At 65.8% G+C, this 14,450-nt stretch carries 26 protein-coding genes; all 26 read left to right on the top strand.

The features are described from left to right. The first annotated feature begins 261 nt into the window (after positions 1–261). Positions 262–570 carry a 30S ribosomal protein S10 gene (gene rpsJ / locus SROS_RS05185; protein WP_012887830.1) on the top strand — a complete coding sequence of 103 codons (309 nt, stop codon included), beginning with the start codon at positions 262–264 and terminating at the stop codon, positions 568–570. Between the two features lie 14 nt (positions 571–584). After that, on the top strand, positions 585–1,238 hold the full coding sequence (gene rplC, locus SROS_RS05190) for a 50S ribosomal protein L3 (RefSeq protein WP_012887831.1): 654 nt from the start codon (positions 585–587) through the stop codon (positions 1,236–1,238). Then, positions 1,235–1,882: a 50S ribosomal protein L4 gene (gene rplD / locus SROS_RS05195; protein WP_012887832.1), complete on the top strand. Its 648-nt coding sequence runs from the start codon at positions 1,235–1,237 to the stop codon at positions 1,880–1,882. The genes rplC and rplD overlap by 4 nt, the downstream gene beginning before the upstream one ends. Then, positions 1,882–2,184, top strand: a complete 303-nt coding sequence (gene rplW / locus SROS_RS05200) for a 50S ribosomal protein L23 (RefSeq protein ID WP_012887833.1) — start codon at positions 1,882–1,884, stop codon at positions 2,182–2,184. Before rplD ends, rplW begins: the two co-directional genes overlap by 1 nt. A gap of 92 nt (positions 2,185–2,276) precedes the next feature. Further along, the gene (gene rplB, locus SROS_RS05205; protein WP_012887834.1) at positions 2,277–3,113 is read left to right on the top strand and encodes a 50S ribosomal protein L2; all 837 of its coding nucleotides are present in this window, start codon (positions 2,277–2,279) and stop codon (positions 3,111–3,113) included. Between the two features lie 11 nt (positions 3,114–3,124). Further along, complete coding sequence (rpsS, locus tag SROS_RS05210; protein WP_012887835.1) at positions 3,125–3,403, top strand: 30S ribosomal protein S19; 279 nt, start codon at positions 3,125–3,127, stop codon at positions 3,401–3,403. 32 nt (positions 3,404–3,435) lie between these two features. Beyond that, entirely contained in the window at positions 3,436–3,789 is a 354-nt protein-coding gene (gene rplV / locus SROS_RS05215; protein WP_012887836.1) for a 50S ribosomal protein L22, read from the top strand. After that, complete coding sequence (rpsC, locus tag SROS_RS05220; RefSeq protein WP_012887837.1) at positions 3,789–4,655, top strand: 30S ribosomal protein S3; 867 nt, start codon at positions 3,789–3,791, stop codon at positions 4,653–4,655. Before rplV ends, rpsC begins: the two co-directional genes overlap by 1 nt. 2 nt (positions 4,656–4,657) lie before the next feature. Then, a complete protein-coding gene (gene rplP, locus SROS_RS05225; RefSeq protein WP_012887838.1) occupies positions 4,658–5,077 on the top strand; it encodes a 50S ribosomal protein L16 in 420 nt (139 codons plus the stop codon). Next, positions 5,077–5,313, top strand: coding sequence for a 50S ribosomal protein L29 (gene rpmC, locus SROS_RS05230; RefSeq protein WP_012887839.1), 237 nt, complete (start codon positions 5,077–5,079; stop codon positions 5,311–5,313). Before rplP ends, rpmC begins: the two co-directional genes overlap by 1 nt. Further along, positions 5,306–5,587, top strand: a complete 282-nt coding sequence (rpsQ, locus tag SROS_RS05235; RefSeq protein WP_012887840.1) for a 30S ribosomal protein S17 — start codon at positions 5,306–5,308, stop codon at positions 5,585–5,587. The genes rpmC and rpsQ overlap by 8 nt, the downstream gene beginning before the upstream one ends. Positions 5,588–5,847: 260 nt before the next feature. Then, entirely contained in the window at positions 5,848–6,216 is a 369-nt protein-coding gene (gene rplN, locus SROS_RS05240; protein WP_012887841.1) for a 50S ribosomal protein L14, read from the top strand. After that, positions 6,217–6,522, top strand: a complete 306-nt coding sequence (gene rplX / locus SROS_RS05245) for a 50S ribosomal protein L24 (protein ID WP_012887842.1) — start codon at positions 6,217–6,219, stop codon at positions 6,520–6,522. After that, positions 6,522–7,106, top strand: coding sequence for a 50S ribosomal protein L5 (gene rplE / locus SROS_RS05250; RefSeq protein WP_012887843.1), 585 nt, complete (start codon positions 6,522–6,524; stop codon positions 7,104–7,106). The genes rplX and rplE overlap by 1 nt, the downstream gene beginning before the upstream one ends. A 2-nt stretch (positions 7,107–7,108) precedes the next feature. Further along, a complete protein-coding gene (locus SROS_RS05255) occupies positions 7,109–7,294 on the top strand; it encodes a type Z 30S ribosomal protein S14 (RefSeq protein ID WP_012887844.1) in 186 nt (61 codons plus the stop codon). Positions 7,295–7,439: 145 nt separating this feature from the next. Further along, on the top strand, positions 7,440–7,838 hold the full coding sequence (rpsH, locus tag SROS_RS05260; protein ID WP_012887845.1) for a 30S ribosomal protein S8: 399 nt from the start codon (positions 7,440–7,442) through the stop codon (positions 7,836–7,838). Between the two features lie 17 nt (positions 7,839–7,855). Further along, entirely contained in the window at positions 7,856–8,398 is a 543-nt protein-coding gene (rplF, locus tag SROS_RS05265) for a 50S ribosomal protein L6 (RefSeq protein ID WP_012887846.1), read from the top strand. Between the two features lie 2 nt (positions 8,399–8,400). Beyond that, on the top strand, positions 8,401–8,784 hold the full coding sequence (rplR, locus tag SROS_RS05270) for a 50S ribosomal protein L18 (RefSeq protein ID WP_012887847.1): 384 nt from the start codon (positions 8,401–8,403) through the stop codon (positions 8,782–8,784). Positions 8,785–8,824: 40 nt separating this feature from the next. Next, positions 8,825–9,457 carry a 30S ribosomal protein S5 gene (rpsE, locus tag SROS_RS05275; RefSeq protein ID WP_012887848.1) on the top strand — a complete coding sequence of 211 codons (633 nt, stop codon included), beginning with the start codon at positions 8,825–8,827 and terminating at the stop codon, positions 9,455–9,457. A gap of 3 nt (positions 9,458–9,460) precedes the next feature. Beyond that, the gene (gene rpmD / locus SROS_RS05280) at positions 9,461–9,643 is read left to right on the top strand and encodes a 50S ribosomal protein L30 (protein ID WP_012887849.1); all 183 of its coding nucleotides are present in this window, start codon (positions 9,461–9,463) and stop codon (positions 9,641–9,643) included. A gap of 2 nt (positions 9,644–9,645) precedes the next feature. Next, positions 9,646–10,101, top strand: a complete 456-nt coding sequence (rplO, locus tag SROS_RS05285) for a 50S ribosomal protein L15 (RefSeq protein ID WP_012887850.1) — start codon at positions 9,646–9,648, stop codon at positions 10,099–10,101. A gap of 210 nt (positions 10,102–10,311) precedes the next feature. After that, on the top strand, positions 10,312–11,628 hold the full coding sequence (secY, locus tag SROS_RS05290; protein ID WP_012887851.1) for a preprotein translocase subunit SecY: 1,317 nt from the start codon (positions 10,312–10,314) through the stop codon (positions 11,626–11,628). Continuing rightward, positions 11,628–12,278 (top strand): adenylate kinase, encoded by a 651-nt coding sequence (locus tag SROS_RS05295; RefSeq protein WP_012887852.1) that lies wholly within the window; start codon positions 11,628–11,630, stop codon positions 12,276–12,278. The genes secY and SROS_RS05295 overlap by 1 nt, the downstream gene beginning before the upstream one ends. 117 nt (positions 12,279–12,395) lie before the next feature. Then, the gene (gene map / locus SROS_RS05300; protein ID WP_012887853.1) at positions 12,396–13,214 is read left to right on the top strand and encodes a type I methionyl aminopeptidase; all 819 of its coding nucleotides are present in this window, start codon (positions 12,396–12,398) and stop codon (positions 13,212–13,214) included. A 32-nt stretch (positions 13,215–13,246) separates the two neighbouring features. Beyond that, positions 13,247–13,702 carry a DUF1707 SHOCT-like domain-containing protein gene (locus SROS_RS05305; protein WP_012887854.1) on the top strand — a complete coding sequence of 152 codons (456 nt, stop codon included), beginning with the start codon at positions 13,247–13,249 and terminating at the stop codon, positions 13,700–13,702. A 106-nt stretch (positions 13,703–13,808) separates the two neighbouring features. Then, positions 13,809–14,264 carry a hypothetical protein gene (locus SROS_RS05310; RefSeq protein ID WP_012887855.1) on the top strand — a complete coding sequence of 152 codons (456 nt, stop codon included), beginning with the start codon at positions 13,809–13,811 and terminating at the stop codon, positions 14,262–14,264. Positions 14,265–14,450: the final 186 nt, after the last annotated feature.

Consider the following 14,450-nt stretch of genomic DNA (forward strand, 5'->3'; position numbering starts at 1 on the left):
CGCACCCCCGGCAGGATCCCCACGAACCGTGATCTCGCAGTTGGTTCGGCCACGGAGTGACCGAAGTAACTGCCAGATCACGGAAGAAAGCGCAGATCCATAGTGTCTGCTACGTGGGGCTGGGAGAAGAAGCCGAGCCGGAGACGGCGGGATTCCGGAGACGGGCCCGCAGGACACCGGACGAGGCGGACTCGACCTCATACAGCGGCAACAGGCCGCACGTAACTTTTTCAGACGACAGCGAAGGACACCGAGGCCATTATGGCGGGACAGAAGATCCGCATCCGGCTCAAGGCCTATGACCACGAGGTCATCGACAGCTCGGCCAAGAAGATCGTCGAGACGGTGACGAGGACTGGCGCTAAGGTCGCGGGCCCGGTGCCGCTGCCGACCGAGAAGAACGTGTACTGCGTCATCCGCTCGCCGCACAAGTACAAGGACAGCCGCGAGCACTTTGAGATGCGCACGCACAAGCGGCTGATTGACATCATCGACCCGACGCCGAAGACGGTCGACTCGCTCATGCGACTCGACCTCCCCGCCGGCGTTGACATCTCGATCAAGCTCTGAGGGAACGCACTGACATGGCTAAGCAGATCAAGGGCGTCCTGGGCAAGAAGCTCGGCATGACCCAGGTCTTCGACGCGGACAACCGGATGGTCCCGGTGACCGTCGTCGAGGCTGGTCCGTGCGTCGTGACCCGCGTCCGCACCCCCGAGAAGGACGGCTACTCCGCCGTGCAGCTCGGCTTCGGGCAGGTCGACCCGCGGAAGGTCAACAAGCCGCTCGGCGACTACCTGCGCAAGCACGACATCACCCCGCGCCGCTACTTCGCGGAGATCCGTACCGAGGACGCGGGCGACTACACCCTGGGCCAGGAGCTCTCCGCCGACACCTTCGAGGCCGGCCAGTTCGTCGACGTGACGGGCAAGAGCAAGGGCAAGGGTTTCGCCGGTGTCATGAAGCGCCACGGCTTCAAGGGCCTCAGCGCCTCGCACGGTACCCAGCGCAAGCACCGCTCGCCGGGTTCCATCGGTGGCTGCGCCACCCCGGGCCGCGTCTTCAAGGGCCTGCGCATGGCCGGTCGGATGGGTAACGTCCGCACCACCGTCCAGAGCCTCAAGGTCCACGCCGTGGACGCCGAGAAGGGCCTCATCCTGATCAAGGGTGCGATCCCCGGCGCCAACGGCAGCCTGGTTCTCGTCCGTACCGCTGCCAAGAAGGGGGCTGCCAAGTGAGCACCATTGACGTCCTCGACGTGAGCGGCGCGAAGACCGGCACCGTCGACCTGCCTGGCGACATCTTTGACGCCAAGGTCAACATTCCGCTGATCCACCAGGTCGTCGTGGCCCAGCTCGCCGCTCGCCGGCAGGGCACCCACAAGGCCAAGACCCGCGGTGAGGTCAGCGGTGGCGGCAAGAAGCCGTACCGCCAGAAGGGCACCGGCCGCGCCCGTCAGGGTTCGACCCGCGCTCCGCAGTTCGCCGGCGGTGGCATCGTCCACGGGCCGCTTCCCCGGGACTACTCCCAGAAGACCCCCAAGAAGATGAAGGCCGCCGCCCTGCGTGGCGCCCTCTCCGACCGGGCCAACGGCGGCCGCGTTCACGTGGTCAGCGCCCTGGTCCAGGGGGAGACCCCGAAGACCAAGGCGGCTCTCGAGTCGCTGCGGAAGATCACGCAGACCCGTAGCGTCCTCGTCGTCGTCGACGAGGGTGACGAGCTCACCTGGCTGAGCCTGCGCAACGCTCCCGAGGTCCACCTGCTGGACGCCGGGCAGCTGAACACCTACGACGTGCTCTGCTACGACGACGTCGTTTTCACTCAGGAGGCGTACGACCAGGTCGTCACGCGCCTGAGCAAGAGCGGGAAGGAAGACGCCTGATGGAAAAGATCGCCGACCCGCGCGACATCATCATCAAGCCGGTTGTGTCGGAGAAGAGCTACGGCCTGATCGACGAGCACAACAAGTACACGTTCCTGGTGCGGAAGACGGCCAACAAGACGCAGGTCAAGATCGCCATCGAGCAGATCTTCGGCGTCAAGGTGGCCAGCGTCAACACCATCAACCGCCAGGGCAAGCGCAAGCGGACCAGGGCCGGTTACGGGCAGCGTCCCAGCACCAAGCGCGCGATCGTGAGCTTGGCCGAGGGAGACCGGATCGACATCTTCGGCCAGGTCGGCTGACCCGCTCGCTCAGTAAGTAACGGGGCGGACGCCCCTCGCCAGGCGGCGAGGGGCATTCACCCGGATTAACCGACGAAGGATGAACGAAAAAGATGGGCATCCGTAAACTCAAGCCGACGACCCCGGGTCGCCGCGGCGCCAGCGTCTCGGACTTTTCCGAGATCACGCGCAGCACGCCCGAGAAGTCGCTGCTTGCACCCCTGCACAGCAAGGGTGGCCGTAACGTCCACGGCCGAGTCACCACCCGCCACCAGGGTGGCGGCCACAAGCGTGCTTACCGGATCATCGACTTCCGGCGCCACGACAAGGACGGGATCCCGGCCAAGGTCGCTCACATCGAGTACGACCCGAACCGCACGTCCCGCATCGCTCTGCTGCACTACGCCGACGGGGAGAAGCGCTACATCCTCTGCCCGACCGGCCTCAAGCAGGGCGACCTGATTGAAAACGGCCCCGCGGCCGACATCAAGCCGGGTAACTGCCTCCCGCTGCGCAACATCCCGACCGGTACCTTCATCCACGCGGTGGAGCTCCGTCCGGGTGGCGGCGCCAAGCTGGGCCGGTCCGCCGGTGCGCAGATCCAGCTTCTCGCCAAGGAGGGCCAGTACGCCACGCTGCGTATGCCCTCCGGCGAAATGCGCCAGGTCGACGTCCGCTGCCGGGCCTCCATCGGCCAGGTCGGCAACGCCGAGCAGGCCAACATCAACTGGGGTAAGGCCGGCCGTATGCGGTGGAAGGGCAAGCGCCCCACCGTCCGCGGTGTCGCGATGAACCCGGTCGACCACCCGCACGGTGGTGGTGAGGGTAAGACCTCCGGTGGTCGTCACCCCGTCAACCCCAAGGGCAAGCCCGAGGGTCGTACTCGTGCGGCGAACAAGGCCAGCGACCGGCTGATCATCCGTCGTCGGACTAAGCGGAAGAAGCGGTAGGAGCAGCCAAAATGCCACGTAGCCTTAAGAAGGGTCCCTTCGTGGACGACCACCTTCAGAAGAAGGTGGATGTCCAGAACGAGAAGGGCACCAAGAACGTCATCAAGACGTGGTCGCGGCGCTCCATGATCGTGCCGGACATGCTCGGTCACACGATCGCCGTTCACGACGGCCGCAAGCACGTCCCGGTGTTCGTCACCGAGTCGATGATCGGTCACAAGCTCGGTGAGTTCGCGCCGACGCGGACGTTCCGCAGCCACGTCAAGGAAGACCGCCGCAGCCGGCGGTAAGCGCCTGTCGAAGAAGGTAAGAGGAGTAAGCGATGGAAGCCAGGGCTCAGGTGCGGTTCGCGCGCCACACGCCCATGAAGGCCCGCCGTGTGGTGGACCTCATTCGCGGGCTGCCCGCTTCGGAGGCGCAGGCCGTGCTGCAGTTCGCTCCCCAGTCGGCGAGCGAGACCGTGTACAAGGTGCTGTCCAGCGCCATTGCCAACGCGGAGCACAACTTCAAGCTCGACCGCGACACGCTCTTCGTGAGCCGTGCCTGGGTCGACGAGGGCCCGACGCTGAAGCGGTTCCGTCCCCGCGCTCAGGGTCGTGCCTATCGGATCAACAAGCGGACGAGCCACATCACCGTGATCGTGGAGTCCCGCGAGCCGAAGGGGAGGACCCGCTAGTGGGTCAGAAGGTTAACCCGCACGGGTTCCGCCTCGGCATCACGACCGACTTCAAGAGCCGGTGGTATGCCGACAAGCTCTACAAGTCGTACGTTGCCGAGGATGTGGCGATCCGCCGCATGCTCAAGAAGGGCATGGAGCGGGCCGGCATCTCCAAGGTGGAGATCGAGCGGACCACCGACCGGGTACAGGTCGACATTCACACCGCCCGTCCGGGCATCGTCATCGGCCGCCGCGGCGCCGAGGCGGACCGGATCCGTGGCGACCTCGAGAAGCTGACCAAGAAGCAGGTCCAGCTGAACATCCTCGAGGTCAAGAACCCCGAGATCGACGCTCAGCTCGTCGCTCAGGGTGTGGCCGAGCAGCTGTCCAGCCGTGTCTCGTTCCGTCGGGCCATGCGCAAGGCGATGCAGTCGGCCATGAAGAGCGGCGCCAAGGGCATCCGGGTGCAGTGCTCCGGCCGTCTGGGCGGCGCTGAGATGTCCCGTTCGGAGTTCTACCGCGAGGGCCGCGTGCCCCTGCACACCCTCCGTGCGGACATCGACTACGGCCTCTACGAGGCCCGTACCACCTTCGGCCGCATCGGCGTGAAGGTATGGATCTACAAGGGTGAGGCCCCGACCAGCCGCGCCGAGCGTGAGGCGGCTGCCGCCGGCGCTCGTGCAGGCCAGCGTCGGGACCGCGACGACCGTCGCGGTGGCGGCGGCGCCGGTGGCGACCGTCCCCGTCGTGGCGGCGGCGCCGGTGGCGACCGTCCCCGTCGTGGCGGAGCCGCCCGCGGCGACCGCGCACCCAGGACTGAGGCGGCCTCGCAGGCTGCCCCCGAGACCGGCCCGGCTGCGCAGCCGGGTGCTGAAGGGAGCTGACCATGCTGATCCCGCGCAGGGTCAAGCACCGCAAGCAGCACCGGCCCGACCGTCACGGCGCCGCCAAGGGTGGCACCAGGGTCGTGTTCGGCGAGTTCGGCATTCAGGCGCTTGAGCACTCCTATGTGACCAACCGCCAGATCGAGTCGGCTCGTATCGCCATGACCCGTCACATCAAGCGTGGCGGCAAGGTCTGGATCAACATCTACCCGGACCGTCCCCTCACCAAGAAGCCGGCCGAGACCCGCATGGGTTCCGGTAAGGGTTCGCCGGAGTGGTGGATCGCCAACGTCAAGCCCGGTCGCGTCATGTTCGAGCTGTCGGGTGTCGCTGAGCCGGTGGCTCGCGAAGCCCTGCGTCGTGCGATGCACAAGCTCCCGATGAAGTGCCGGTTCGTTAAGCGTGAAGTGGGTGAGGCGTGATGGCTAAGGGCCTGACCGCCGGTGAGCTGCGGGTGGAGGACCAGGACACCCTGGTCCAGAAGCTGAAGGAAGCCAAGGAGGAGCTGTTCAACCTCCGCTTCCAGGCCGCGACCGGCCAGTTGGAGAGCCACGGGCGGCTGCGTGCTGTCCGCCGCGAGATCGCCCGTATCTACACCGTGATGCGCGAGCGGGAGCTCGGCATTGTTACGGTTGAGAAGGAGTCGATCGATGGCTGAGACAGCTGAGAGCACAACCGAGACGCGGAACTACCGCAAGACCCGTGAGGGTCTGGTCGTCAGCGACAAGATGGACAAGACTGTCGTCGTCGCTGTCGAGGACCGCGTGAAGCACCCCTTGTACGGCAAGGTCATCCGTCGGACGACCAAGTACAAGGCGCACGACGAGGCCAACGCCTGTGGCGTCGGCGACCGCGTTCTCCTGATGGAGACCCGGCCGCTGTCCGCCAGCAAGCGCTGGCGGGTCATCGAGATCCTCGAGAAGGCCAAGTAAGAAACGCGCCTCGTGGGGGGTGACGCAGTCACCCCCCATGCTGGTGTCCAAGGGGGCGAAGTTGATCTTCGCTCCGCCTGCGGCGGCGGTTCGTGGGCGAGAAGGCCGGGTCCGGCACGGCGGGAGGGCGTGAGCCCTGCCGCGGGAGTGCCGGGCGAGGCCGGCTCGACCAGGCAGAACTGTCGCCGGGGGAAAAAGACCACATCAGGTTCCGCAAGGCTCACCGCGGGTGAGAACCAGCGAGACAAACAGGAGTACAAGTGATCCAGCAGGAGTCGCGACTCAAGGTCGCCGACAACACGGGTGCGAAGGAAGTTCTTTGCATTCGTGTGCTCGGTGGCTCGGGTCGGCGCTACGCGGGAATCGGCGACATCATCGTCGCCACGGTCAAGGACGCCATTCCTGGCGGCACCGTGAAGAAGGGCGATGTGGTCAAGGCCGTCATCGTCCGGACTGTCAAGGAGCGCCGCCGGCCCGACGGCTCCTACATCCGCTTCGACGAGAATGCCGCCGTCATCATCAAGGACAGCGGTGACCCTCGTGGCACGCGTATCTTCGGCCCCGTCGGACGTGAGCTGCGTGACAAGAAGTTCATGCGCATCATCTCGCTCGCGCCGGAGGTGTTGTAAATGCCGAAGCTCCACGTGAAGAAGGGTGACCTGGTTCAGGTCATCGCCGGTAAGGACAAGGGTGCCAAGGGTCGTGTCATCGCCGCCCACCCGCGCGAGGAGCGCGTGGTGGTCGAAGGCGTGAACATGATCAAGAAGCACTCCAAGGAGACCAACCAGGGCCCGCGTGGCGCCAAGACCGGCGGCGTGCAGACCATGGAGGCTCCCATCCACGTGAGCAACGTCAAGAAGCTCAAGGATGACGAGAAGCCTGCCAAGAAGGAGTCGGCCAAGGCCGCCTCTGACGAGTCGGGTGAGGACAACTGATGACCGCGAACACCACTGAGTCCGTCGCGACCGAGCGGCAGCTCCCGCGCCTCAAGCAGCGCTACCGCGAAGAGATCATCGCGAAGCTGCACGAGGAGTTCGGGTTCGAGAACATCATGCTGGTGCCCACGATCACCAAGATCAAGGTGAACATGGGTGTCGGCGAGGCCGCGCGCGACTCGAAGCTCATCGACGGCGCCGTCCGTGACCTCACCGTGATCACCGGTCAGAAGCCGGCGGTCGTCCGGGCCCGCAAGTCCATCGCCCAGTTCAAGCTGCGTGAGGGCATGCCGATCGGCGCGCACGTCACGCTGCGCGGCGACCGCATGTGGGAGTTCCTGGACCGGCTGCTGTCGCTGGCGCTGCCGCGTATCCGTGACTTCCGCGGCCTGTCGCCCAAGCAGTTCGACGGCAACGGCAACTACACCTTCGGTCTCACCGAGCAGGTCATGTTCCACGAGATCGACCAGGACAAGGTCGACCGTCAGCGTGGTATGGACATCACGGTCGTGACCACCGCGAAGACCGACGACCAGGGCCGGGCGCTGCTCAAGCTCCTCGGTTTCCCCTTCAAGGAGGCCTGATCATGGCGAAGACGTCGCTCAAGGTCAAGGCTGCTCGCAAGGCCAAGTTCGAGGTCCGGGCGTACACTCGGTGCTCGCGCTGTGGTCGTCCCCGCGCTGTCTACAGGAAGTTCGGCCTGTGCCGCATCTGCTTCCGCGAGATGGCGCACCGGGGCGAGCTGCCTGGCATCACCAAGTCCAGCTGGTAGCCCTCCGCGCGGCCCTGTGGACGCCGCAGGCCCGCGCGGGCTCCCAGCCGTACATAGAAGTTCGTATTCACCGGGCGCTGCCTCAAGCGCCCATGACCGCACCGTAGGTCCCTTGTGGAAACCGCGGTGAGGAAGGCCACCGGCCATGACGATGACCGACCCGATCGCAGACATGCTCACGCGTCTGCGAAACGCGAACTCGGCGTACCACGACACCGTGGCGATGCCGTACTCGAAGATCAAGGCGCACATCGCCGAGATCCTCCAGCAGGAGGGTTACATTCAGGCCTGGAGCGTCGAGGACGCCAAGGTCGGAAAGAACCTCGTGGTGGAGCTCAAGTTCGGGCCGAGCCGTGAGCGGTCGCTCGCGGGCCTGCGCCGGGTTTCCAAGCCCGGCCTGCGGGTCTATGCAAAGAAGGACAACCTGCCTCGGGTCCTGGGCGGACTGGGCGTCGCGATCATCTCGACGTCCGGTGGCCTCATGACCGACAAGCAGGCCGGCAAGCGTGGAGTGGGCGGGGAAGTCCTCGCCTTCGTTTGGTAGAAGGGAGAAATCACAGCATGTCACGTATCGGACGGCTGCCCATCCCTGTACCGAACGGCGTGGACGTCGCCATCGACGGCCGGGATGTCACGGTCAAGGGCCCCAAGGGCACGCTCTCTCACAAGGTCGCGGAGCCGATCGACGTCGCCAAGGGCGACGACGGCACCGTTACCGTCTCTCGTCCCAACGACGAGAACAAGGTCCGTGCGCTGCACGGACTGTCCCGCACGCTGATCGCCAACATGGTGACCGGTGTGACTCAGGGTTACTCCAAGACCCTGGAGATCGTGGGCGTCGGTTACCGCGTTCAGGCCAAGAGCCCGACTCAGCTCGAGTTCGCTCTCGGCTTCAGCCACCCGGTGATCGTCGACGCCCCCGAGGGTGTCTCCTTCCGCGTCGAGAAGCCGACCCTGTTCCACGTGGACGGCATCGACAAGCAGAAGGTCGGCGAGATCGCCGCGAACATCCGGAAGTTGCGCAAGCCCGACCCGTACAAGGGCAAGGGCGTGCGTTACCAGGGCGAGGTTATCCGCCGCAAGGTCGGAAAGGCTGGTAAGTAGGCATGGCTGGCAAGACTGCGTTCGGCAAGCACACGGCCGCCCGCGCCGTCTCGCGGGCCCGCCGCCACGGCCGAGTCCGCAAGAAGGTGGTCGGTACGGCCGCGCGTCCGCGCCTGGTCGTCAACCGTTCCACGCGACACCTGTTCGTGCAGATCGTCGACGACGCCCAGGGCCACACGCTGGTGAGCGCCTCCACCATGGAGTCCTCCCTGCGCGCGGACTCCGGCGCGAAGACCGACAAGGCGAAGCAGGTCGGCGAGCTTCTCGCTCAGCGGGCCAAGGCTGCCGGGATCACCGCGGTCGTGTTCGACCGTGGCGGAAACCGCTACGCGGGTCGCATCGCGGCCCTCGCGGACAGCGCCCGCGAAGGCGGGCTGGAGTTCTGATGGCCCGTTCTAACAAGAGCAACGAGAAGAGGAACCACTGATGGCTGGAGCTCCGCGTCGCGGTGGCGCCGCCGGTGGCGAGCGGCGTGACGGTCGTCGTGACGATCGCCGCGGTGGCAACGCTGACAAGGGCGTCTCGTACATCGAGCGCGTCGTAAAGATCAACCGAGTGGCCAAGGTCGTGAAGGGTGGTCGTCGCTTCAGCTTCACCGCCCTCGTCATCGTCGGTGACGGCAACGGCATGGTCGGCGTCGGCTACGGCAAGGCCAAGGAAGTTCCCGCGGCCATCGCCAAGGGCGTCGAAGAGGCCAAGAAGCACTTCTTCAGGGTGCCCCGTATCCAGGGCACCATCCCGCACATCGTGCAGGGTGAAGAGGCCGCCGGTGTCGTCTTCCTCCGTCCGGCCTCGCCCGGTACCGGCGTCATCGCCGGTGGCCCGGTGCGCGCCGTGCTGGAGTGCGCCGGCATCCACGACGTGCTGTCCAAGTCGCTAGGCTCGGACAACCCGATCAACATCGTGCACGCCACCGTGGCCGCTCTGAAGGGCCTCAGCCGCCCCGAGGAGATCGCGGCCCGCCGTGGCCTGCCGATCGAGGACGTCGCCCCCAAGGCCATGCTCAAGGCTCGCGCCGAGGGTATCGCGGAGGCTGCGGCTGCTAAGGCGGTGAGCTAGCCAATGGCACGCCTGAAGATCACTCAGGTCCGCTCGAAGATCGGTGGCAAGCAGAACCAGCGTGACTCGCTGCGTTCCCTCGGTCTGAAGCGAATCGGCGATGTCGTCGTCAAGGAGGACCGGCCGGAGATCCGCGGCATGGTCACCGTGGTGACGCACCTCGTCACCGTGGAAGAGGTCGACTAGACATGGCAGAGAACACTCCGCTCCGTATCCACCACCTGCGTCCGGCCCCCGGCGCCAACAAGTCGAAGGTCCGCAAGGGCCGCGGCGAGGCGTCCAAGGGCAAGACCGCCGGTCGTGGCACCAAGGGCACGCGGGCACGGAACAAGGTTCCCCTCGGCTTCGAGGGTGGCCAGGTTCCGCTCCAGCGTCGTCTGCCCAAGATGAAGGGCTTCTCCAACGCCCTGTTCAAGACGACCTACCAGGTCGTCAACCTGGACAAGCTCAGCGAGCTGTTCCCCGAGGGTGGCGACGTCACCGTCGAGACGCTGGTCGCCAAGGGCGCGGTCCGCAAGAGGCAGCTCGTGAAGGTTCTGGGAACCGGCGACATCTCCGTGGCGTTGAACGTGCAGGCGCACGCCTTCTCCGCCAGCGCCAAGGAGAAGATCACCGCCGCCGGTGGCTCTGTCTCGGAGCTGTAGGCATAATGCCGGTGGCTCTGTCTCGGAGCCGTGGGCATAATCACGCGGCGCGGGGGCTCATTATGGGCCCCCGCGCCCGTAGTGCGTTAGAGTTCGCTGGATAGTGGGCCTCAACTCATTTCCGTCGGCTCGCTGACTTGAGATAGCAAAGATGGACCACCCCCGAACCATCGCTGACCGACCTCGCCTTTCAGGCGCGCAGGAGGGACCGTGCTGACCGCGTTTACCCGAGCGTTCCGTACGCCGGACCTGCGCAATAAGTTGCTCTTCACACTGGGCATCATCGCGCTGTTCCGGCTCGGCTCGGTTCTTCCGACTCCGGGTGTCAACAACGAAAACATCGCCCGATGCCTCCAGCAGGCACAGGCCGGCGATGCCGGCAACATCTACGGCATGGTGCAGCTGTTCAGCGGTGGCGCCTTGCTGAAGCTGTCGGTGTTCGCGCTCGGCATCATGCCGTACATCACCGCGAGCATCATCCTTCAGCTTCTGGTGGTGGTGATCCCGCGCCTGGAAGCCCTCAAGAAGGAGGGGCAGGCCGGCCAGACCAAGATCACACAGTATACGCGTTACCTGACGATCGGCCTGGCGATCCTCCAGTCGACCGCCTTCATCGCCCTCGCGCGCACCGGGCAGCTGTTCCCGCAGTGCCGTGAGGACATCCTGCTGGACAAGGACAACGTCTTCGCCATCGTCACGATGGTGCTGACGATGACCGCCGGTACCGCCGTCATCATGTGGCTGGGTGAGCTCGTCACCGACCGCGGCGTCGGCAACGGCATGTCCATCCTGATCTTCACCCAGGTCATCGCGGTCTTCCCGGCCGAGCTGCTGAACATCGGCCGCCAGAAGGGCGCCTTCGTCTTCGCCGTGGTGATCGTGACCGGTATCGCGATGATCGCCCTGGTGGTCATGGTCGAGCAGGCCCAGCGCCGGATCCCGGTGCAGTACGCCAAGCGGATGGTGGGCCGCCGGATGTACGGCGGGACCTCGACCTACATCCCGCTGAAGGTGAACCAGGCGGGCATCATCCCGGTCATCTTCGCCTCCTCGCTGCTCTACCTGCCGCAGCTGGTCACGACGCTGTTCAGCAACTCCCAGGAGGAGCCGAACGCGGTCGTCCAGTGGATCCAGCAGAACATGGTCACGGGTGACACCCCGGCCTACATGATCACCTTCTTCCTGCTGATCGTCTTCTTCACTTACTTCTATGTGTCCATTACCTTCAACCCCGTTGAAGTCGCTGACAACATGAAGAAGTACGGTGGGTTCATCCCGGGTATCCGCCCGGGCCGGCCGACGGCTGAGTACTTGAACTACGTGCTCACGCGACTCACTGCTCCCGGTGCGCTCTATCTGGGCCTGATCTCCATGGTGCCGATCATCGCACTGGCGCTCGTCGGCGCGAGTCAGAACTTCCCGTTCGGAGGGACGAGCATTCTGATCATGGTTGGTGTCGGCCTTGACACCGTGAAGCAGATCGAGAGCCAGCTTCAGCAGCGTAACTACGAAGGCTTCCTGAAATAGTGCGTCTCGTCCTGGTAGGGCCCCCCGGAGCGGGTAAGGGGACGCAGGCCCAGTTCGTTGCATCGAACCTGTCTATCCCGAAGATCTCGACAGGTGACATTTTCCGTGCCAACGTTTCGGGCGGCACGGAGCTCGGCAAGCTTGCCAAGGAATACATGGACCGCGGCGACCTCGTGCCCGACGAGGTCACCATCGCGATGGTCCGCGACCGTCTCTCAGAGAGCGACGCGCAGGACGGCTTCCTGCTCGACGGCTTCCCCAGGAACGTGCCCCAGGCCGAGATCCTGAAGAAGATGCTCGAGGAGTTCGGCGCCGGACTGGACATCGTCCTGGAGCTCGTGGTCGACGACGAGGAGGTCGTGCGCCGGCTGGCCGGCCGCCGTACCTGCAGCCAGTGCGGCCGCATCTGGCACGTCGACTTCGACGACAAGAAGGACGACATCTGCGACGCCTGCGGTGGACGGCTCTACCAGCGGGACGACGACAAGGAGCAGACCGTCCGGCACCGCCTGGAGGTCTACCAGGAGCAGACCGCTCCGCTGGTCTCCTTCTACGCCGACGAGGGCATCCTGGTCGGGGTGGACGCGACCGGTCCGGTGGAAGAGGTCACCCAGCGCGCGATGGAGGCCCTGCGTCCCTTCGCGGGTTAGCGACATTCACCAGCACGCCACCCATGGGCTCCCATGGGTGGCGTGCTGTCGTTTAGGGCACAATCGGGGGAATTGGGCTCCCGGATTGCCCGTTGAACCACCCCAGGGGGTGTGCACGTGTTCAAGAAGAACAAGCATGGAATTCAGGTAAAGACGCCTGAGCAACTGGAGAAGATGCGGGCGGCGGGGCTCGTGGTCGGCCGGACGCTGAAGCTGCTCCGCGAGAGCGTCCAGCCCGGGATGACGCCGCTGGACCTCGATGTGATCGCGGAGAAGGCGATCCGGGACGAGGGGGCGATCCCCTCCTTCAAGGGCTACCAGGGTTTCCCGGCGTCGATCTGCGCGTCGGTGAACGACGAGGTCGTCCACGGCATCCCCGGTAACCGGCGCGCGCTGCGGGAGGGCGACGTCATCTCCATCGACTGCGGCGCCATCCTGGACGGCTGGCACGGGGACTCGGCCATCACCGTTCCCATCGGCGAGGTGGACCCCAAGCTGACCGAGCTGATGCGGGTGACCGAGGAGGCCATGTGGCGGGGCATCGCCGCGCTCACCGTGGGCCGCCACCTGTCCGACATCGGCCACGAGGTGGAGAAGTACGTCCGTTCCCAGGGCCGCTACGGCATCCCCCAGGAGTACGGCGGGCACGGCATCGGCACCGAGATGCACATGGACCCGTGGGTCGCCAACCACGGCAGGCCCGGCCGGGGGCCGCGCTTCGAGCCGGGCATGTGCTTCGCCGTCGAGCCGATGGTGAACCTCGGCACCGACCGGACCAAGGTGCTGTCCGACGACTGGACCGTCGTCACCGTCGACGGCAAGGCGTCCGCGCACTTCGAGCACAGCGTCGCGGTGACACATAATGGACCTTGGGTACTGACCGCCCTTGACGGGGGTGAAGAGCGGCTTGCCGAACTGTTGGGAGACGCGGGCTGAGTACGGCGCCCGCCGGTGAGCGGATGTGGTTGATGATGGCGGCTGGGCCGGAGATGCGGGCGTCGGACGGAGATCGGGACAAGGTCGCCTCGGTCCTGCGGGAGCACTACGCGCAGGGCCGGCTCACCGTCGAGGAGTTCGACGAGCGGCTGGAGCAGCTCTACACGAGCAAGACGTACGGCGAGCTCGCCACGCTCACCTCCGACCTCCCCGACGTCGACCTGGGCCGGCTCCCCGAGGCCTCCAACCGCACGCCGGAGCGCCGCGAGGACCGCGACGTCCGTCAGGTGCAGAAGCGGGGATTGACGGCGATGTGGGCCACCTGGGCGACGGCCAGCGGCATCAACTGGGCGGTCTGGCTCATCCTCGGGGTGACGGGTGGCTTCGACTTCCCCTACCCCTGGCCGCTGTGGGTGATGGGGCCGTGGGGTGCGGTGTTGCTGGTCACCACCTTCTTCGCCGGCCTGGGCGACAAGCGGAACCGGTAATAGTCCACGCTCGGCGTTGAGTGTGCATTCCTCCACAGAAGTCCGGGTCAACTCTTCCTAACGTGAGCGGTGTCCGAACAGCAGGACACCGTCTCAGGAGGAAGAAATGAAGAAGGCCCGCACCCTTCTCATCGGCGCCGCTCTCGCCGGTTCGCTCGCCGCCGGCCTCGCCGCGGCCCCGGCCCAGGCCGCCACGGCCGGCGCCCAGCAGGTCCAGAGCCCCCAGAAGCACTTCTTCGGTCCGTACCATTCGACGTTCGGCGGCGGCGAGAGCTCCGGCCACCGCTCCTACTTCAAGGGCTACTGGTACAAGGACGGCGGTCGCTACTGGTTCTTCGGCGACCTGGTCGACCGGGATCGCGACCGCGAGTACAGCTACGTCTGGTTCAGGTGGCACGACAACTCCGGCAGCCACGTGAAGTACTACAAGACCTTCAGGGGTCTGCACTTCGACAAGTTCGGCGGCTTCAAGAAGAGCCGTGGCTTCGACGACTTCAAGATCCGCGTCTGCGAGGGCGACAACCGCTTCGACGACTGCGGCGGCTGGCGGGACGCCTTCTAGGGCGTTCGGCCGGGCGGGCCCTCCGATGACCATGGTCATCGGAGGGTTTTTCGCGTTGTGTCAGAGCTTTACCGCCCGTGGCAGTTGTCCTGGACATGACCGGGTAGATGATCGTTGTCCGGTCAGGCCGTGAGGTGGGGGTGGGTGATGGGCCTCGGGCGAGACCCTGTGACGACGGCCAAAGTC

The organism is Streptosporangium roseum DSM 43021 (genome assembly GCF_000024865.1).
Classification (GTDB): domain Bacteria; phylum Actinomycetota; class Actinomycetes; order Streptosporangiales; family Streptosporangiaceae; genus Streptosporangium; species Streptosporangium roseum.